Below are 20,892 nucleotides of genomic sequence, written 5' to 3' on the forward strand. Positions count from 1 at the left end.
CACCACATCAAATGTTTCCTCTCGCCTCCAGTATATTCAAGGAACACAAGAACAACAGGGGAGAACTCGCGTATTCTTACCCTGATGGCGATTTCTTCTGCTCCGCATACTCCAATATGGGTCTTGTGCGCCCTCCAATCCCACTACTCTCAAAATGGTCGAATAAATCAGCCGCCTGCTCGTATTCCTCAAGGCCCATATGCGCCGCAGCAAGCAACTCCTGCTCCACCGTACTCGCAGCTTGCCCCTCACAGATTGGCATAAGCAGCTCTTTGACCTTCTCGAACTCCCCCAACCGGAGGTAAAGAGTCGAGAGTACTTCTCGAGTCAGGCGACGCTCTTTTTCGTTCATTTCTAAGAGTTTCGCGACCTGACATGCGTCATAGCAACCTCTAAAATCTCGAGCCGTTAACCTCAAATGAGCGATCTTCACTACCCCTTGGAACCAATATGGGGTTCTTTTTAACTGCTCTTCCAACCACCTGATCTCTTGAGAAAGAGTATTCTCATTAAAGTCGGTCTTCTCTCGCTCAGAGAGATATGAGCTCTTCTGCTCGCCTTTGGCAGAGACAAGAAGTCGCATTATCCGATACCGGAGATCGCAGAGAAGAAGGGAAACTCTCCTTTTCATATGAGCTTACCTTTTCTCAACCAGAGAGCGAATTCTCTTTCTCTATGACCATCCCGAATCTGCGCTCATCATCTCTTAAGAAGCTCGAAAGTAAGGTCAGGGAGAGATGCCACTGTATTCCATCACGAAAGTTCAAAGAATTAATGATGCGCATCAGATGATGAATGATGATCATCCTTATTTAATGAGCGTGCTTCCAAAAGAGCACCTACTACCTGACGCTCATCACTAGCGCCGGCTGACACCTCAGACTGGGCAGTTCTTAAGGTTCGCAGCGTATCTCCTAGCCTGGCTTCCTTATCCGAAGTCGTTAGGTGATTATCAACACGATATAAAAATATGGTAAGGGCAACTGCCACCGAGCCAGCAAGAAGCAGCCAACGAAAGCTATTACTGTTCACGTTTGAATCTTTACTCATGCTACCTTTTCGTATGTTTATTGACTTCAATCTCTCCCCAAGAGGGTAAGATAAACTGGTGAGCCGTGTAAACTCCCTCTCGATTTTCCGATAGAATGGAGGGCAGATCAACCTCACTCTCCTCAAATTCAGTCCCTTGACAGATAGAATGATTCAAAAGTGCCCCATTCCGATGGAGTCAAATTGTGATACTCTTTGTTAGAGTAGCTAGAAAAAAGAGCGCCACAAACCGGAGAACTTCGTCCTATGATGCTTTCTGACACAGATCTGAGAAAAGTACTCAAAACGGGAGAATTGAAAATCTCTCCCTTCGGTGAAGAGATGGTACGAGCTGCTGGGATCACACTTCACCTCGGTAAGGAAATTCTCATCCCAGAGACCGGAACAGTCGTAGATGTAAAAAATGGCAAAACACCAGACCATCGTACAGAGCAGATAAGTATGGATTCCCCATATATGCTCAATCCAGGAGCATTTGTGCTTGGAGCAACTTTTGAACGGGTTAGCGTCGGGGCATCACTCGGGTTTTTCATTGAGGGAAGAAGCACACTAGCACGAGTCGGACTTACCATTGTTCAAACAGCGATGCTTGTCTATCCGGGACACACTGATAGAGCAGTAACGCTGGAGCTTGCCAATCACGGACCAAATCCAATTTTACTCTATCCTGAGATGAAAATCGCACGAGCTGCCGTATTTCGTTTAGAGAGTGAAGCATCAGAGCTTTATGACCACGACGGCAAATATCGCGAACAAGAATCTGTAGGCCCTCCTCTATTCCGTAATGAATTCAGAAAAGGGGTAATGACAAAATAAGGCCGGCGTAGTTCACCAAGCGCAGGAGCTAATCATGCCCAGCCTGGAAAAGCTGCTCTTGTTGTAATTGCTGCAACTGCTTCGGTGTCCCAAGAGGATATTTCCCACTGAAACACGCGTTACACATTGTCCCCTCTTGAGCGCCCACGGCTCGATAGAGCCCCTCCAGAGTGAGATATCCAATTGAGTCTACTTCTAAATATTCCCGAATCTCCTCAATAGTCATACGGGATGCAATCAGATCCTTTTTCTCTGGAGTGTCTATTCCATAATAGCATGGGTCTGTCGTTGGTGGAGCTGAGATGCGCAGGTGTATCTCTTTTGCTCCTGCTCTTCTGAGCATATCAATCAACTTCTTACTCGTCGTTCCCCGAACAATCGAATCATCGACAACAACAATACGCTTTCCTTTAAAGACCTCAGCATTGGCATTAAGCTTGATCTTTACTCCAAAATCACGGATTGACTGCTTCGGCTCGATAAATGTCCTTCCGACATAATGATTTCGGATAAGCCCCAACTCTAATGGAAGACCCGCTTCTTGCGAATATCCAATGGCTGCTGTCATTCCCGAGTCAGGCACAGGAACCACCATATCAGCAGCTACCTCATGCTCACGAGCCAATTCGATTCCCATCTGTTTTCGAATCGGATAAACCCCTCGTTCAAACACCTGCGAATCGGGACGAGCAAAATACACGTATTCAAAGATGCACGGTGCTGGTTGCGCTTTCTTAAGCGGATAAAATGACTTTTCTTCGCCTCTATGGAGAATAAAAACTTCTCCTGGCTGAATGTCTCTGACATATTCTGCTCCAATCAGATCAAATGCGCAGGTTTCTGAAGCAAATACATAAGCACCATCAAGTTTTGCCATTGCAAGTGGGCGAAGTCCGGCTGGGTCCCTCACCGCAATCAGTCTGTCCTGAAAAGCAATAAGTAACGAATACGCACCCTGCACCTCATCGAGCGCTCGAATCACTGCCTCTTCGAGAGAGATACTTTTTGGAGCACGCGCCATGAGGTGCAGAAAGACCTCCGTGTCCGATGACGTGCCAAAAATAGCTCCATCTCGAATAAGTTCTCTTCGCAACTTATCGGCATTAATTAAGTTTCCGTTATGCGCAATAGCGACTTTTCCGAGGCTGACATGTGCTATGAGAGGCTGCACGTTAGCAAGGCGATTTCCACCCGCAGTAGTGTAACGCACGTGGCCAATCGCTCGTTCTCCAGGAAGCCTCGAAAAGTCAAACCGCTTAAAAACATCAGATACGAGAGATGTTCCCTTATGAACATGAAAACCGTTTCCTGATTCTGGTGAATCTTGAACCGATTCAGAACCCGACTGATCATGCGCATCAATCGACACGATGCCTACACCTTCTTGCCCCCGGTGTTGCTGGGCATAGAGTCCGAGATATACAAGGTTTGCGGCTTCTTCATGACCCCAAACGCCCATTAATCCACACTCTTCACGAAACTTGTCGAGCTCAAACACCTCTTCAGAAGTAGGATTTTCTAGAATACGTAATGCCTTTGGTTTCGCCACCTATTCCCTCCTTTGCACTCACTCCTTTAGAGGAACAACTCTCTTAGCGTCGCAAGAGAACTCTCATAGGCCTCTTGTGATGAGATTTTTACACTCTCGCCAATCTCAACGGACTGTTCCGTAGTTACCAGCCCTCGACCAAGAATCTCAATGGCACTAGCCTTCAGCCTTGCTTCGACTTGTTCCAAACTATCCTCTCGCAGGCTTATCAGGTACCGAGGCCCTCCCTCTCCAAACAACTGCAGATCATCACGAGTATCTCTCTTTATATGCTCAAGCGTAACTCCGAGAGGAACTCTCTCCCCTAAATGGTCCATCTGAGGAAAACATGACTCAACTAATGCAACTGCGAGCCCGCCAGACCCAACGTCATGACACGAGAGAATCAGCTCCTGTTCCACAAGATCTCGGATTGCAGAAGCTACAATCTTTTCTTGTTTATAGTTAATAACAGGCAATGAGCCTCTCTCAACGTTAAATATCTGCGCCAGATATTCACTTCCTCCAAGTGATATCCCACTATCATCGCCAATATAAAGAATAACATCTCCTTCCGACTGGAAGGTTGTGCCAACTGCGTGACGGAAGTTATCAATTTTTCCTACCATTGCAATCGTTGGCGTAGGCAATATCGGGCTTCCCTGAGTCTCGTTATACAAGCTTACATTACCACTCACGATTGGCACCTCGAGGGCTCTGGCTGCATCACCAATCCCTCTAATTCCCTGAGCGATTTGCCACATTCCTTCAGGCTTTTCAGGAGACCCAAAATTTAAACAATCAGAAATTCCTAGTGGCTGACAACCCGAAGCTGTGATGTTGCGAAATGCCTCGACGACTGTATACGCAGCCCCTAAAAATGGATCGATCTCACAATATCGAGAGTTACAGTCAAGAGTTGCCGAGACTCCCATCTCATAGACCTTCTCCTCTACCTTAATCCGTATGACTCCACTATCTCCACCAGGTCCAACCCTTGTATTTCCGCGCACGGTCGAATCGTATTGCTCAAAAAGGGCTGCCCGCGAGCAGAGGTTTGGTGATTTGAGCATCTGCATCAGACAAGAGCCTAAATCATCAGGTTGCTCAAGAGAGAACACGTCGAACGCCAACCGTTCTTGGTAGGAAGATGGCTCCTGTTCCGGCCACTGATACTGCGGAACCGAACTCGTCAGCACTGATGCAGCTAAAGAAGATACACATTCGCCTTCCCAATACAGCTCAACCTCATTTTGGTCAGTAACTTCTCCAATGTGCACGGCATCAAGCCCCCATTTTGAGAAAACCTGCTTTACCTGCTCTTCACCACCTCTTTCTACAACAAGTAACATTCGTTCTTGCGACTCCGAGAGCATGATCTCATACGGGTTCATTCCCTCTTCTCTCATCGGCACGCGGTCAAGATGAATACGGACTCCACTACCTGCTCGCTCCGCCATCTCGTATGATGAACTCGTCATTCCAGCGGCACCCATATCCTGGATACCAACAACTTTGCCAGTCTTCATCACTTCAAGGCATGCCTCTAGGAGAAGCTTTTCCTGCAGTGGATCACCGACTTGAACCGTTGGTCTTTTCTCGGCAGACGATTCATCAAACTCTTCAGAGGCCATAGTAGCCCCATGAATTCCATCGCGACCTGTTTTTGATCCCACATAAAATACTGGATTTCCAACCCCTGAGGCTGTTCCAAGAAAGATTTTGTCTTCCTCAACAACGCCCATGGCAAAGGCATTTACAAGACAGTTCTTTGCATACTTGTCGTGAAAAAAAAGTTCTCCGCCGATATTAGGAATCCCCATACAGTTTCCGTACGTCCCAATCCCTCGCACAACATTTTTTAAAAGATAACGAGAATACTTATCTTTTAAAGGATTGCCGAAACGCAAACTATCTAATACGGCAAGTGGTCGAGCTCCCATGGTGAAAACATCTCGAAGAATTCCTCCGACACCTGTTGCTGCTCCTTGAAACGGTTCGATGAATGAAGGATGATTATGACTCTCCACCTTAAAGGCGATACCCAATCCTTCACCAATTCGAACGATACCTGCATTCTCTCCAGGACCCTGAATAACATGCGCACCCTCGGTAGGGAGATTTTTAAGGTGTGCTTTCGTACTCTTGTAAGAGCAATGCTCCGAGTAGAGCGCCGAGCAGATCCCAACTTCTAATACCGTGAGGGGACGACCAAGAACGTTCAACAACCCCTCGAACTCGTGTGCCTTTAAGCCATGCTGGATGGCATCATCGAGGGAGGCTTCTTTCAGCCACCACGGACATTCGGTTTTCTTCGATACTGGCGAGGCTTCTGTACAATGCTGGGTTTCATTCATAAAACTCAGTATAATGCACCGTTTTGAAAGGTCATTCTAGTAGTGTCTACAAAATTATGAGCTTTTGTTGAAGGAATGATCCGCTCCTAACCTCGTGAAACCTCGATATAAAAATAGCAAATTTCGGCCATTTGAACCCTGCAATCCCCCCGAACTGGGCATTACCTTCGTCATCCCTTCGAAATTACCGAACACAATTTAGGCTATTTCGTGCTATCCTAGTAAGAAAGATACACTGAATAAGCGCAATGAAAAGTCTTAGGTGAGGAGTCCAAAAACCGAGCACTGGAAGCTAAGCGCTCTTAAGGAGAGCGATTTTTAGGAAGTTCCCAAAATCTGGGGCTCCTGTAAAGACCAAGGCTAGGCGTGCCCTCTTCGATGAACTAGAACGTTGTTACGGAGTCGATTTTAGGCATCCCGCAAGCAAAAATGAGCGAACAGAAATAATGACAAAAAAGAAAATACCCTCAAGAAGTAACAAGCTCGCACCAGCTGAAGGAGTAATAGCTCACACCCCGGTCCAGAAAAAACAAAAAGTACCTCTTGTAGTGTCCAAACAAGACTTTGAATACGCTTCTGATGACTCGCTTCGTGAAATGGATCATCCTCAATGCATTCTGCCAGAACACTACTTTGACGCTCTTGTCCACAGACAGTCTAGCTCCTCATGCGGTCACGACATAGGTGAACTGCTATCAATTGAGTCTTGGCGTGAAAAAAAATAGGCGTCCTGGTCTACAAGCAGAGAATGAATAGTAGAACCACGTCTCTGCCTCACTTTCTCCTAAAGTAGCCGCGGATAACTCTGGCGAGGCTCCCTCTAATCAAAGCTCGTATACGCTACGTGCGAAGTTTTCCCTTTAAAATCAAACCTTGCCTCATTTCAGTTTGCTGGTATTTCGACGAAACGATAAAATGAGAACAATAAGTGGGGGTTTTTACATCATAAAGAGTGTGGAGGTTTTACTAACGTGTCTCGACTCGCGTTGGGGTTTCCCCGTGCAGATCGTAATTGACCATTTAGTATGTGCTTCCAAAAATTCAGAAGGGAACGGGTTGTTCGACATAAGAGAACCGCTCGTGTTCGCTATTCTACTGGCAAGATAGGGAACTCATCCCAACTGTAATGGGAAATTGGCTTTAAGAAATAGAGGGGTTGCTCAAAAACTCTCTCTTTTTAGAAGGGCAGACGATGACAGAAGATTTTCAGAAAATAATCAATCAGGACCGAGAGACCCGAACCAAGTCGATGTGGCGAGGCACTATGCTCGAATATCTTGAGATTATTCGAGAGAATCCAGATGTTGCAAAACTCTCCCACAAGCGACTCTACGATATGATCATGGGTGAAGGAGTAGATGAAATTCGCCTTGAGGACGATCCAAAGCTTCAGCGGCTTTATAAGCGTGAGAAGCTCACCGAGTATAAATTTTTCAGTGAAGACTTCTATGGTATGCATAATACCATTAGCCAGATTGTTCGATTCTTTCACTCCGCCTCACTTCAAGGCGAAGAGAGTCGCCAGGTGCTTTATCTCGTGGGACCTGTAGGTTCCGGGAAAAGCAGTCTCGTAGAACGTCTCAAATCTGGCCTCGAAATGCTTCCGCCATTTTATGCGGTTGAGGATGATCCAATGTATGGTGAACCTCTTCACCTCATTCCTCGTCACCTCCGCCCAGAATTCTCCAAAATGCTCGGCGTAAAGATTGAAGGAGACCTGAACCCGATCACTCGACACCGTCTGATAGAAGAATTTGGCGGCAAATGGGAAGAAATGCCTGTACGCACCTATGAATTCAGTATTCGTGCAAGACGAGGTATTGGAGTGGTGCCTCCTGTCGATCCGAATAACCAAGATACCTCAGTGCTCGTTGGCGGAGAAGATATCTCTAAGCTGGATTTATACTCAGAAGGCGATCCACGAGTCCTCGATCTCTCCGGAGCTCTCAATGTTGGGAACAGAGGAATGGTTGAATTCATTGAGGTCTTTAAGAATGAGACAGAGTACCTTCATGCAATGATTACCGCCACTCAAGAGAAGCATATTCCAGCTCCAGGACGTCATGGCATGATCTATGTTGATACAACAATAGTTGCTCATTCTAATGAGGCTGAGTGGAAGAAGTTCAAGAGTGATCATACAAATGAAGCTATTCTTGATCGGATTGTAACAGTAAAAGTGCCCTACAACTTAAGGCTCTCTGAAGAGGTAAAGATTTACAAAAAAATGATTCGTAAATCGCAGTTTACTGCAGACATTGCACCCCACACACTTGAAGTTGTATCGATGTTTGCCATCCTCTCACGCCTCCAGCCAACAAATAAGTGTGACCTGATTACAAAGCTTAAACTCTATAACGGAGAAGAAGTTGTAGAAAAAGGCAAAACAAAGAAAATTGATGTGGTTGAACTGCGAGAAGAAGCAAAAGACGAGGGTATGAACGGTATCTCTACTCGGTTCATCATGAAAGCTCTTGATAATGCTCTCTCAGATAATGTGAAAGAGAATTGTATACACCCGCTTAATGTGCGTGAGGCTCTGGTTCAGATGGTAAAAGCTGGAGATTTTCCAGATGATACCCGAAAACAGTATCTTGAATTCCTCCAAGACACACTTCACAAAGAGTATCTTGAAATTCTTGAAAAAGAGATTACTAAAGCATTTGTATACTCTTATCAAGAACAAGCGGAATCTCTCTTTCAAAACTATCTTGATCATGCAGAAGCATATGTGAACAAGAAGAAGTTAAAGGATCGAAACACCGGCGAAGAGCTCGATCCCGATGAAGGCTTCATGAAGTCGATTGAAGAACAAATTGCTATCATCGGCACTGCGAGCGATGGTTTCCGGCAAGAAGTTATCTCCTATCTCTGGTCTGTCGGTCGAAAGGGAGAGAACATCTCATACGAAAGTTATGAGCCGTTAAAGGAAGCTATTGAGAAGAAACTGATGACCAGTGTACGAGATGTATCTCGTATTATTACAAAAGCTCGAACGCGCGATCAGGATCAATCTGAGAAGTATAGCCGTATGGTTGAACAGCTTATTAAAAATGGATATCCAGCAGCCTGCGTAGATACCATTTTAAAGTATGCGGCTAATAATCTTTGGAAGGATTGATAACTGAGCAACAAAACAGTGATAGACGCCAGCAAATGCTGAGGTCTACCTAAAGAGAGGTCTGTGGTCTATGTCCACCATTTTTCGACCATTTGTCCCAACTTCTCAACGCTCGGACCGAAGCGCACGAGACCGTACGCGCCATCGCCAAAAGATTAAAGATTCAATCCGAGAAAATATCGCGGATATTCTTTCGGAAGAATCAATTATTGGGCGAGATAAAGACAAAATCATCAAGATACCAATTCGCTCGATTAAGGAGTACCGCTTCATCTATGGCGAGAATGCTCCAGGAGTAGCACAAGGTGACGGCAAGCAGCAGCCAGGAGATGTAGTAGGACCAGCACAACCTGGCAGCCCTGATGTTGGGAGAGGAGGAGGAGATCAGCCAGGAGTAGACGCTATCGAAACAGACGTTACCCTCGAGGAGCTCATCAGCCTCATGTTCGACGATCTTGAGTTGCCCGAACTTGATAAAAAGTCACTGCGTCAAGTGATGTCTGAGGACGCCCGACGCCGAAAGGGACTCAGAACAGCTGGGATTCGCCCAAGGCTCAACAAAAAGGCGTCAGCGAAAAACAGGATCCGACGACGGCTTGCAGTCCAAGGTTCTCGTGGAATTACCTTTGACGATGGTGAAAAGCGCTTCCCGTATCACAAAGATGACCTGCGTTATTTCCATATCGTTCCAACGACAAAAGAGGTCTCGAATGCGGTCATATTTTGCATTATGGATACCTCGGGATCGATGGGAACAGTGAAGAAGTATCTTGCTCGCTCATTTTATTTTCTTCTCTATCAGTTCGTGAGGCAAAAGTATCAAAATGTTGAGGTCGTCTTCATTGCACATCATACCGAAGCAAAAGAAGTCAGCGAAACCGAGTTCTTTCATAAAGTAGAATCTGGTGGCACGTATATTTCCTCTGGATATCGCAAGGCGCTCGATATCATCAATGATCGCTATCATCCGTCGCTCTGGAACGTCTATGCCTTCCACTGCTCCGATGGAGATAATTTCTATTCTGATAACGAACGTGCGGTTCAAGCTGCAATTGAACTATGTGATGTTTGTAATATTTTTGGATATGGCGAGATTAAACCATCGGGAAGTGCTTACTACTCCGGCAGTATGATTGATGTCTTTGGTAAAATTGACCGTGAGAACTTTCAGATGCTGACTATTGAAAAGAAAGAGGACCTTTGGCCTGCATTTAAGAGTTTTCTCTTAAGAGATAAAACCAGTCCACTAAACGCTACTCCCAATAAAGTAACAGCAGAAGGAGCACAGTCGGCAACATGAGTGTTAAGGATGGGCTAACAGTAGAAGAGATGGAAGAATGGGATCAGCGCATCCGCCTACTCGTTGACCGGTATGGTCTTAACTGTTATCCCCAAGAATTCGAGGTCTGCGATCATCATGAAATGATCGGATACATGTCGTACTCTGGAATGCCAGCTCGTTATGCACATTGGTCATTCGGAAAATCTTACGAAAAAACTAAGACAATGTATGACTATGGAGTCTCTGGTCTCCCCTATGAGATGGTAATTAACTCCAATCCCTGTCTCGCATACTTGATGCGAGACAACACAGATCTACTCCAAATTCTTACGATCGCGCATGTATACGGTCATAATGACTTTTTTGCTAATAACTTTACTTTTACAAGTAATATCGATGCTCGCTATACCCTTGAGATGTTTAAAGCACATGGTAATCGCGTAGATATCTATATGGAAGATCCCTCTATCGGTATCGATCGGGTTGAAAATATTCTCGATCATGCACATGCAATCTCGTTTCAACGCTCAAGAAATATGGCGATACAAAAACTCACCCCAGGTGAACAGCGCTTACGTCGATGGGAAAGTGCTCAGATTCCGGAAGATCCGTGGAGAGAGATCCATCCCTCACCCGAGTATGTCGAGCCAGACTTTTCTAAGTTTCCATTAGAACCCGAAGAAAACATCCTCGAGTTCATCTGCAACTACAATCCATATCTGGCTGAATGGCAGAGAGACTTGCTTCATATCGTGGATGAGGAAACACGATACTTCCTCCCACAAATGGAGACGAAGATCATGAATGAAGGCTGGGCGAGCTACTGGCACTTCAAGCTACTTAATGAGCTAGACCTCCCACAAGGACTACATCTCGAATTTCTTGTTAGACATAATCAAGTTCTTAGACCAACCCCTGGAGGACTTAATCCATATCATCTGGGATTCGTCATCTGGCATGATATCGAGCGAAGATGGAACGAAGGGAATACAGGGCGCGAATTTACCGACGATACGCCGCCTGAAAATCTCAATGCCATGGATGAGAATGAAACTCCCGGCAGGAAGAAGATTTTTGAAGTTAGAGAATCAGACAGAGATTCTTCTTTTCTTCGACGATTTCTTACCGAAGATATCATGCGTGAGCTTGGCATCTTTCAACATGAAAAGAGGGGAAAGGAACGAGTAATTACGAAAGTTAGCGATGAAGAAAGCTGGCAGGATGTTAAAAATACATTAATAGCCAATGTCGGAACAGGCACACTCCCCGTCATCAAAGTTGAAGATGCTGACTTTGGTAGTAAGAGGACCTTGCAGTTACGACACTTTCACGATGGACGGGATCTGCAACTTGAGTATGCAGAAAAATGCTTGCAGCATATTCAGGCGCTGTGGGGACGACAGGTTATCCTCGAAACGACATTGAATGGCAAGGATTCGGTCTTAAAGCTCGATAACGGCTCGCTCAAGGTCGAAAAGTCATAAATGAAAATTGGGTCACCTATTCGTAAAGTTATCTTGTTTAGCACCCTAGGCGGCTTGCTATGTGGAATTCATCTTACCCTTTATTTTCTACGAGATTTTGCCCCGTGGATGCTCTTCAATTTTTTGATTGGTGTGCTCTGCTTGTGGGCAGCGCTCCTTGTAGGCTCAGCACCAAAGTGCAATATATCCGATACGTCGGGAACAGATGAGCCTTCATAATACAATACGCTTAATGCCAACCAAGGTATAAACGGTTATACCTTTATTGCTGAAACAAAACCTGCATTAATACTTATATAAGCGCCTCTATAGTAGGAAGTAGGCATGTCTAAACTTTTATATAAATCAAAGAAAGGCAAAGACTCACGTGAGGATTCGCCAACTGTTCTACTCATTCATGGACTGGAGGGAATTCCAGGCACGATGAAAGTCCTTGAGATACGATTTCTTAATGCAGGATGGGATGTACTGCAGTTTGTCTACCCGTGTCATAAGATCTCATTTTATCAGGCTGCTAAAGCCTTGGCTGAAAAACTATCGAGTCTTCCAGAGACACAACGTCCACAGCACGCTGTTGGATTCTCATTAGGTGGCCTCGTTCTTATTGAGACGCTCAAGCAGTGGCCACACATTAAACGGAATATGCTGCTTGGCTCACCCCTTACATCATCGCAAGCGGCATGTTTAACTCTTCGTGTTCCGTTACTCCCGAAACTCCTCGGGCCTTCCGTACAGGAACTGGCAAAGCCACGGAGTCTTCAATTACCAAAATCACTCGAATTTGCCGCTATCGCAGCGAAAGGACAGCTCTACGGAAGCTGGAATCCCCTACTCCCAGGTGAAAATGATGGGCTCGTGCTCGTTGAGGAAGCAATCCCAGACAAGATTGCACAAACGCATGTCGTCTCAGCACTCCATATCGAATTAGTACTTCGAAAACAGATTTTTCATCTTATTGAGCATTTTCTCTCTACGGGCACGCTACCGAGGGTCCGCTCGCAGGGATGAGAATTATGAAAATGTTTCGGCAACAGCCTCATGATTTTCTTCACGCCTACGACGGCGACGCTTTGCATGCGCACTCGGAGCCGACAATTCACTTATATCTTCTCTATTAAATAGAGCCGCTATAAAGGATGACACTTCAAAGAGACGCAGATCTTCTGCTGCTTCACCGATACCAATGTAGCGAACAGGCACACCCAACTCATCTTGCACAGCAACGACCATGCCGCCACGAGCGGTGCCGTCGAGTTTGGTTACAACCAAGCCTGTTAGCCGAACACTGCTATGAAATTCTTGCGCCTGCTGCAAAGCATTTTGCCCCGTAGTTCCATCAATAACGAGTAAGATTTCATGAGGAGCATCGGGCTGACTCTTTCTGACTATATTCTTGATACCCTCAAGCTCTTGCATCAGGTTGCCCTTGGTATGCAATCGTCCTGCCGTGTCTATCAGAACTACATCATACTGCTCCATATTTGCTTTTTCCATTGCATCGTAGACAACGGCAGCGGGTTTTGCTCCTTCATCTCCTACATGTACAGCGATGTCGAGTTCTTCCCCCCATTTTTGTAGCTGGAGAGAAGCGGCGGCTCTAAATGTATCCGCTCCAACCATCAGAACCTTTGCTCCCTTCAACTTCCATTGAAGAGCCAACTTGGCAGTACTCGTTGTTTTTCCAACTCCGTTCACCCCAACCATCATAACAACAGTAGGGCCACCGTCTCTCCGAGTCGGCTCAATCGGATGAACCTCTAGCCCCACCTGCTGAAGCCTCGTGCTTACGTTCGCTCGAAGCGTTTCCAACAATGCCTCCTCTGTGACGGCATCGCCCCGCCGAACGTCTTCTCGTAATCGCTCTATCAGCGAATCAACCATCTTCAGTCCAAGATCTGCACTGACCAGAAAAGCCTGAAGCTCCTCTAGCGTCTCTTCGTCAATAACAGAACGACCAGAAAACACTTCTCTCATTTTTCTAAAAAATCCAGAGCGAGTCTTGGTTAAACCCGAAGAAAGACTCTTCGGCTCTGCGCTCTTCTCATCTTTCAGCTCCCTATCTTCACTCGCGACCCTCTCTTCACTCGCGACCCTGTCTTCACTCGCGACCCTGTCTTCACTCGCGACCGACTCTGATAACCCACCGACGTCATCACTCGGCTTGTCGATCTTCATCCCCTTGGGCGCCGCCATCTCGATTGAATTTTGCTCAATATCATCGGCCGATGAGACTGCTACCCCCTCATCTGTTTCCAAAATCTCTGGATCTCCTACTGGCGGAGTAAAAGCTATGCCCGCACCTTGCTCGAGCTTTTCAACCCTGCCCTTTAAGAGTTCGACCTCGCGCCTCAGCTCAGTCCGGGATGAATTCGCATTCATCTCTAACTTCTCAAACTTTCCAGCCAGTGCTGTTAATCGATCGCGTCCTTCAGAGATGGTGTCTAAGGAGCTTTTCTTTTTTCGTCCGCCGGCAAAGAGCGAAAGAGCGATCAGTCCAATGGCGAATGCAATCAGCACGAAAAGAACAAGAGAGAGATCAAACTGGGGGTTTCCACTTCCGTATTGCTCTATAATATTCATCAGTTTCTGTAGCATGGTATCCATCTTCTCCGCTTGTCTTGTTATGAGCTCTCTATTGTTGTGAACAGAGTCGTGAAACAATGAACGAACAATTCCATCCCACCACTGGTCCTCCTGCTCACCGAAATCTCTATTTTTTTGCCATCGACCAACCTACGTGTGGGAATAACATGCTCCCCTACCACAACTTGCAAGCCTCACCTTAGCAAATATCAGGCAACATGTGCATAAGCTTCTTCAAGAGACACTTGAAGAACCGACGAGGAGCCAGGTCTCTGCATGGTCACTCCCACTAATCGGTCCGCAGCACTCATCGATGCCTTATTGTGCGTGATGAGCAAGAACTGCGTCTCCGAACTCATCTCTTTTACCAACGAGAGAAAGCGAACGAGGTTTGCTTCATCCAACGGAGCATCAACTTCATCCAAAACGCATAATGGACTTGGACGAACTAAAAACAAACTTACAATGAGAGCTGTGGCACAAAGCGCCTTCTCACCCCCAGAAAGGAGGTCAAGAGACTTTGGCTTCTTTCCTGGAGGTCGAACAGTAATCATTATTCCTGCCTCCAACGGATCATCATCGTTCGTTAGCTCCAGATCTGCACTTCCTCCTCCAAAGACTCTCGGCATCAACTTGATAAAATGCTCGCGAACACTCTCGAAGGTTACCCGAAACCGCTCGACAGACTGCTCACGAAGCAGCTGAACGGTCTTTCTCAAAGTGAGTGACGCAGCCTCCAGATCAGACTTTTGGGCTTTCAGATCGTCAAGCCGCTTTGATTCTTCTTCGAATCTCTCAATAGAACTTGGGTCAACCTCTCCCTCTCGGAGAAGTTGCGCTCGAATATTCCGGACCTGCTCTTCCAAGTCTTCTAACGCATGATCCCCTATCCCATCCGCTTCAATCTGTTCACCCTCATGGTCGAGAACACGGTCTTGATACTCCTCTGGCAAACGCTCTTGAATGCTTTCATGAATATGCTCAATCTCCATACTACCGCGCTCAAGTTCAAGCTTTCGAGTGGCAAGTGTCTGGCGAAGAGATTCCAATTCACGTCGCTCAACTTCTGCCTGACCACGCGCCTCTTCGAATCGCTCGCGTAAACTTCTTCGCTCAGAATCTTTTGAGTTGAGCTGCTCTACCAACTCTCTGAGATTTGTATGGAGACCTGAAGCATCACTCTTGAGTAACTCAGCGAGCTCCGATTCAACCGTCTCTCTTCTCTGCTCAAGCTCTTGTACTCGGTTCTGCAATTCAACCTCATACTCCCGCGAGCGAATGATATCGTGCTCAACCTGTTCAAGGGCCTGCTGCTCGGCAGAGAGATATCCCTTAATTGAACCAAGCTCTTTACTCATCTCACGAACTGCCTGCTCATGTTCCTGCTTCTGACGGAGCGCCTTTCCGAGCTCCTCCTCTCTTTCTGTAAGCGTCTGACGCTCAGCCATAATTTGCTGTTCTAGCCCTGAGAACTGCAATTCCATATCCTCTTTTCTCTGCACAAGCTGAGATATCTCCTGCTGTATATCCAACAACCCCCTCTCTTTCTGGGGCACAGAGATAGACTCTGGGGAGATACATTGACCTGCTCTCGTAACCACGAGAGAAGCAGGAGGAATTGCAGCTGAGCGAAACAGTTGCAATCCCTCAGCGAAGGACGGAACAATAAAAACCCGCGACAACAAACTGCCTAACAGGGACTGCGCAAGTGGCTCTGCTGTAACCACACTCATAGCAGGCATAGCATTCAGCGGGACTTCGACTTCCTGCTCAATAACAGGTTCACCACTGCTCTGATTCTCTTCAAGAGCACCTTGAAGAAGCCCGTACCAAAAGCCCGACTCATCTAATGCTTCTTGGCGCTGCTCGGAATACTCTCCCAAAACTTCGGCTAAATCCGCAGCCCGAGAAGCCACGAAATATGACGCCCTCTCTCCAATCGCAGCCTGTATAGCTTTTGTATACTCGGGCTCAACTTCAAAAAGCTCGGCAAATACTCGGGGCATATCTCCCTCAATGCTCCGAATAAGACTCTCAAGCTTTTGACTCTCGTCATGATTCAATACCTCAGGTCGAGCCTGCTCTCGCATCTGCTTACGAGTTGCGTCCAGCTCCCCCTCGACTTTCCGGAGAACATCCCGTAGACCCTGGCTCTGCTCTTCTCTGCCTCGAATCGATTTTCTAAGCTCTCGAACCTCCTCATCGAGCTGCTGTAACCGATCCACTCCAGAGACCTCTAACTCGCGGAGCTTTTGTGATAGCGACTCTTCCTTGGCTGATAATGTCGCCATCCGTTGTTGGGACTGATTCTTCCGATCCAGGAGTGTATTCAGCCGTTCAACGACTCGCTTGCCTTCAGTGCCCTTCGCCTCGAATAGCATCTTGAGTTCGTGCTGTGCACCCTTCAGTGACTCCTCCTTCCTTCCGCGAACATTCACCTCCTCCTTTAGGGCATCAAGCTGCTCTCGCAACTGCTCTACAAGCAACTCAGTGGCCAAAAGCTCGCCACGCAACACCTCCTCTTCACCAGAAGCCCCACTTGTAGTTGAAAGAATCTTTTGCTCGCGCTCTTCAAGCGTAGCAACGACCTCGCTAAGCTCTCTCTTCCGAGCGCTCACTCGTCTTAACTTCTCTCGAAAAAGGCTACTTTCACTCTCATACAACTCATGCTTGAGAGACTCCCTGCGTCGAGCACGGGAAGCTTGTCGCTTCAAACTATTCACTTGTCGCTCTATCTCTCGCTCTATGTCTTCTAGGCGAGCGATGTTATCAGCAGTATCCTTCAGTCGACGCTCGGAAGCTGCTATCTTGTCTCGCAAACCGAGAACTCCTGCTGCCTCCTCAAAGATTTGTCTCCGATGCTCAGGCTTTGCAGTGACAATTCGACTCACCTCACCCTGAGCAACAATCGTGAAAGTACGAGCTGAAATTCCGATGACCCGGAAGAACTCCTTAAGATCCCGCAATCGACAAGGGGTTTTATTGAGAAAAAACTCAGCTTCCCCGCTCCGATACAGCCTACGGGTAACCTGCACTTCACTTACAGACTTTAGCCAGCCAAATTTTTGTTGGAGCACTTGCTCTGAAACACCTGCTGAAAGTGTAGATGAGTAATGCTGCGCCCCCAATTCATCCGCTGTGATCTCTTCATCCGAGAGAGAATCATCCTCTGAGAAAGAGTCTCCTGGTGAAAGCACCCGTAACTTCGGGGCACCCTCATCATTATCAGAAGCAGAACTCTCCGCCGATTGGTCATGCTCAGTGTTTCGAGTCTCAGGAGCAGCTTCGCCCTCCGCTTCCTGTGTAACCCAGTCGCTGTCATCAGCGGTTATCCTCTGAACTTTTTTCAGTTGTTGTGAGACCTCTTCGATATGCGCCTCAGCTTCATCGAGTTGAGACTGCAACTCACCCTCTCTGCTGTTTCCAATGATGTCATCAAACAAACTCTCACCGTCAGAAGATACGGTAAGAGAGACTTCCGCCAAACCCAAAGGGCGCAATTTATCGGTTCCATTGAATATAACATCTTCAAGGAGACCACCCCGAAGGCTCCTCGCATTTGTTTCACCAAGGACCCACCGGAGAGCATCAACAATATTGGATTTCCCACAACCATTGGGACCAACCACACCGGTCACACCATCTTTTATAGGGAGAACCAAACGCTCCATGAATGACTTAAAGCCAAAGATCTCTAGCCGTGAAACTCGCATAGTATTTTCAAACCTTGTTATGACGGCGCCCTTTTGGGCCACCCCAACATGAATACCGAGAACAGAACTAAACTTCAACTGAATTAAAGTCTCCTAGCACCCAATCTCGGGGAGCATGTCCCAGTCTTTTGATTTTATTCATATTTCGTGAAAAAACCAGCTTTCTAGGGGTCAACCAGCGAAAAAATACCCATGAAGCGCCTGCGTTTAAGGGGTGGAGGTTCCAATCTCACGAAATATGGAGGATAAAGGCAGTATGTCATGCTCACAAGAAATCTCCGATTCCCACCTTCTGAATGTTACGAAGCCTGCTCAGTACTTAGGAGGCGAAAAGGGCTCTATCGTCAAAAACGACTCTGAAGTGGCTTTGCGCATGTGCTTGGCTTTTCCAGATACCTATGAGGTGGGAATGTCTCACACGGGGTATCAGATTTTGTATGACCTCATCAATCGGGATGAAAGATTCTGGGCCGAACGCGCCTACACCCCGCTACCAGACATGGAGCAAATCCTCAGAAAAAATCAAATGAGGCTCACCTCACTTGAATCAAAGCGACCACTGTCTGAGTTTGAGATAGTAGGGTTTAGCCTTCAGTATGAACTGTGCATGTCAGGAATCTTACAAATGCTTGATCTTGGAGGGATTCCTCTTCTGCAATCTGAGAGGAAAGAAAAAGATCCTCTTATCATTGGCGGAGGTCCCGTTGCATATCATCCTGAGCCCTTTGCTGATTTCTTTGACTGCTTTCTTATAGGAGACGGCGAAGAGCTCGTACCTGAATTTCTTGAAGCGGTCTTACGCTGCAAACAGCTAACACGGCACGAACAATTAAGAGAATTTTCTCGAATTCCTGGGGTGTATGTTCCGGCCTTTTTTAGTCCAAACTACGGAGAAGACCGCTCCTTTCAAGGATTCACGCCTCGCTACTCAGACTATACAGCAGTAAATCGCAGAGTACTGGCATCCCTAGAGAATGCACCCTTTCCCAAACAGCCTATTGTACCGAATATTAAAACCGTGCACGACCGTCTGGCCGTTGAGGTGATGCGTGGATGCGTTCGTGGCTGCCGCTTTTGTCAAGCAGGATACCTCTATCGACCGCAACGTGAGAGGGCTCCAGAGGAGATTAGAGAACTCACCCGCGAAGCACTTCAACAAACGGGCTTTGAAGAGCTATCTCTTTTATCGCTCAGCACCGCTGATTACTGCAGCATTCTGCCTCTGCTCAAAATCCTGAAAGACGAATTCGCAGAAAGTGATAAGCTCGCAATTTCATTCCCTTCTACGAGAGTTGATGCTCTGACTCCCGAACTCTTACAAGAGGTTCAGCCTGTTCGACGCACCGGTTTTACCATGGCTCCTGAAGCTGGCACGCAACGACTGAGGGATGTGATCAATAAGGGGGTAACCGATCAACAAATTATTGATACCTGTAAAAATGTTCTGAAGCTTGGATGGTCAAGCATTAAGCTCTATTTCATGATTGGACTGCCGACGGAAACCGATGAAGATATCTTGGGAATTCTCGATATCGCTACTCGAGTTCAAGCACTTACGCGCAAAGGTCAGCAAATTACCATTAGTGTCTCGACCCATGTTCCAAAACCTCATACCCCATTCCAATGGTCAGAGCAGATATCAGAAGTCGAGACGAAAAGAAGACAAGAGCTCCTCTTCCGTGAGCTCAGGAAAAGAAAGATTTTTTATCGATACCATGAATCTCAGGCGAGCTTTCTTGAAGGAGTATTTGCACGTGGTGATAGAAAACTGAGCGCCGTGATACTTAAAGCATACCAACTAGGAACACGCCAAGATGGATGGATGGAGCAACTTTCTTTCGATCTCTGGATGCAGGCCTTCGAAGCGTGTCAAATAGACCCTCATGGTTATCTCAGAGAAAAATCGGGCGATGATCCGCTTCCATGGGATCATATCAGTTGTGATATCCCAAAGCGCTGGTTCCTCAAGGAATGGCAGAGGGCCCAGCGTACAACAACAACACCAGACTGTTTAACCAAGAGCTGTTCTACCTGTGGATCGTGCGACTATGATGGGGTGAGAAATGTTCTCTTTGATCGAGCCCGAAGCGAAAGTCGCCTCGCAATTATCTCTCCTCCCTGGCAACCAATACTTGATAAAAAGGCGGAGGGGGCATCAAACGACGAAATCCTGCAACTATTGAAAGGCTCTAGACAAAGGACAGCGACTCCAAAGCCAGAACAGTCTGTATATACACTGAAAGAGTACTTAAAAACCGAGATGGCTGAGGATGGCGTCCGAGGCGTGGCTGTACCAGCCGAATCCGCATTTCGCTATCGTCTTACTTACACGAAAATTGGTCATGCTCGATTTCATGGACATCTTGAAATGGCATCAATGCTCTTTCGTTCAGCGCGGAGAGCGAATTTACCAGTCGCCTTCTCTCGAGGATTTACTCCAAGACCTCGATTTGCATTCGGGCCACCAATCCAGCTTGGAGTTGAAAGCTCTGCTGAACTTGTTGACGTCATCCTCACTGAAAAAATGAACGAAGACACGATGGTCCGAGAACTCAACAAAACACTCCCGGAGGGCCTTTCAATTATTCAGGCTGAATCCCTACCCCGAAATGCGAAAAATATTCCTGCTCATAATGTCACTTCCACATTCATTGCTCGTCTTTCAGGCACTTCTTTGTCTCCGCATTCCGAAAAGGTGCTAGCAACGACATCACTTGTTGAAATGATCGGTCCAAACTGGCAAGGCAAAACTGTCACGCGACGGAGAAAGCAAAAAGAAACAACTCATGCAATTACTGACTTCGTAAAGGATGTCCATCCAGAAGACCACCAAGTGCGGTTTTCTATTACTTCTCTTCCGGATGGAAGGACTCTAAAGCCCCTTGAGGTCGTTGATTCTTTAACGGGACTTTCAGCTATAGAATTCTTGGTGAGAAAAGTCAGCTCGATATAGAGTGC

Annotated in this window: 14 protein-coding genes; 8 read left to right on the top strand and 6 right to left on the bottom strand. The window is 46.8% G+C overall.

The window, feature by feature from the left end; genetic code table 11:
• Positions 1 to 76: 76 nt before the first annotated feature.
• On the bottom strand, positions 77 to 631 hold the full coding sequence (locus EBR25_03525) for a hypothetical protein (protein NBW40056.1): 555 nt from the start codon (positions 629 to 631) through the stop codon (positions 77 to 79).
• A gap of 140 nt (positions 632 to 771) precedes the next feature.
• Positions 772 to 1,050, bottom strand: coding sequence for a hypothetical protein (locus tag EBR25_03530; protein ID NBW40057.1), 279 nt, complete (start codon positions 1,048 to 1,050; stop codon positions 772 to 774).
• A 246-nt stretch (positions 1,051 to 1,296) separates the two neighbouring features.
• On the opposite strand from EBR25_03530, the gene dcd reads away from it, so the two are divergent.
• Positions 1,297 to 1,866 carry a dCTP deaminase gene (gene dcd, locus EBR25_03535; protein ID NBW40058.1) on the top strand — a complete coding sequence of 190 codons (570 nt, stop codon included), beginning with the start codon at positions 1,297 to 1,299 and terminating at the stop codon, positions 1,864 to 1,866.
• 28 nt (positions 1,867 to 1,894) lie between these two features.
• Here dcd and EBR25_03540 read toward each other — a convergent pair whose 3' ends face one another.
• Positions 1,895 to 3,364 (bottom strand): amidophosphoribosyltransferase, encoded by a 1,470-nt coding sequence (locus EBR25_03540; protein ID NBW40059.1) that lies wholly within the window; start codon positions 3,362 to 3,364, stop codon positions 1,895 to 1,897.
• Between the two features lie 77 nt (positions 3,365 to 3,441).
• A complete protein-coding gene (gene purL / locus EBR25_03545) occupies positions 3,442 to 5,751 on the bottom strand; it encodes a phosphoribosylformylglycinamidine synthase subunit PurL (protein NBW40060.1) in 2,310 nt (769 codons plus the stop codon).
• 446 nt (positions 5,752 to 6,197) lie between these two features.
• Between purL and EBR25_03550 the strand changes: the two genes are divergently transcribed.
• From EBR25_03550 to EBR25_03575, 6 genes are all read left to right on the top strand, one after another.
• Positions 6,198 to 6,476 carry a hypothetical protein gene (locus EBR25_03550; protein NBW40061.1) on the top strand — a complete coding sequence of 93 codons (279 nt, stop codon included), beginning with the start codon at positions 6,198 to 6,200 and terminating at the stop codon, positions 6,474 to 6,476.
• Positions 6,477 to 6,943: 467 nt separating this feature from the next.
• Positions 6,944 to 8,872 carry a serine protein kinase gene (locus EBR25_03555; GenBank protein ID NBW40062.1) on the top strand — a complete coding sequence of 643 codons (1,929 nt, stop codon included), beginning with the start codon at positions 6,944 to 6,946 and terminating at the stop codon, positions 8,870 to 8,872.
• Positions 8,873 to 8,942: 70 nt separating this feature from the next.
• A complete protein-coding gene (locus EBR25_03560; GenBank protein NBW40063.1) occupies positions 8,943 to 10,172 on the top strand; it encodes a DUF444 family protein in 1,230 nt (409 codons plus the stop codon).
• Positions 10,169 to 11,638 (top strand): SpoVR family protein, encoded by a 1,470-nt coding sequence (locus EBR25_03565; GenBank protein NBW40064.1) that lies wholly within the window; start codon positions 10,169 to 10,171, stop codon positions 11,636 to 11,638. The genes EBR25_03560 and EBR25_03565 overlap by 4 nt, the downstream gene beginning before the upstream one ends.
• Positions 11,639 to 11,857: a hypothetical protein gene (locus EBR25_03570; GenBank protein ID NBW40065.1), complete on the top strand. Its 219-nt coding sequence runs from the start codon at positions 11,639 to 11,641 to the stop codon at positions 11,855 to 11,857.
• 105 nt (positions 11,858 to 11,962) lie between these two features.
• Positions 11,963 to 12,646, top strand: coding sequence for an alpha/beta hydrolase (locus tag EBR25_03575; GenBank protein ID NBW40066.1), 684 nt, complete (start codon positions 11,963 to 11,965; stop codon positions 12,644 to 12,646).
• A gap of 3 nt (positions 12,647 to 12,649) precedes the next feature.
• On the opposite strand, the gene ftsY is transcribed toward EBR25_03575, so the two are convergent.
• The gene (gene ftsY, locus EBR25_03580) at positions 12,650 to 14,299 is read right to left on the bottom strand and encodes a signal recognition particle-docking protein FtsY (GenBank protein NBW40067.1); all 1,650 of its coding nucleotides are present in this window, start codon (positions 14,297 to 14,299) and stop codon (positions 12,650 to 12,652) included.
• Between the two features lie 131 nt (positions 14,300 to 14,430).
• The gene (locus EBR25_03585; protein NBW40068.1) at positions 14,431 to 18,012 is read right to left on the bottom strand and encodes a hypothetical protein; all 3,582 of its coding nucleotides are present in this window, start codon (positions 18,010 to 18,012) and stop codon (positions 14,431 to 14,433) included.
• Between the two features lie 160 nt (positions 18,013 to 18,172).
• On the opposite strand from EBR25_03585, the gene EBR25_03590 reads away from it, so the two are divergent.
• The gene (locus EBR25_03590; GenBank protein NBW40069.1) at positions 18,173 to 20,887 is read left to right on the top strand and encodes a TIGR03960 family B12-binding radical SAM protein; all 2,715 of its coding nucleotides are present in this window, start codon (positions 18,173 to 18,175) and stop codon (positions 20,885 to 20,887) included.
• Positions 20,888 to 20,892: the final 5 nt, after the last annotated feature.

Source organism: bacterium (genome assembly GCA_009926305.1).
In the GTDB taxonomy this organism is placed as follows: Bacteria; Bdellovibrionota_C; UBA2361; order UBA2361; family RFPC01; genus RFPC01.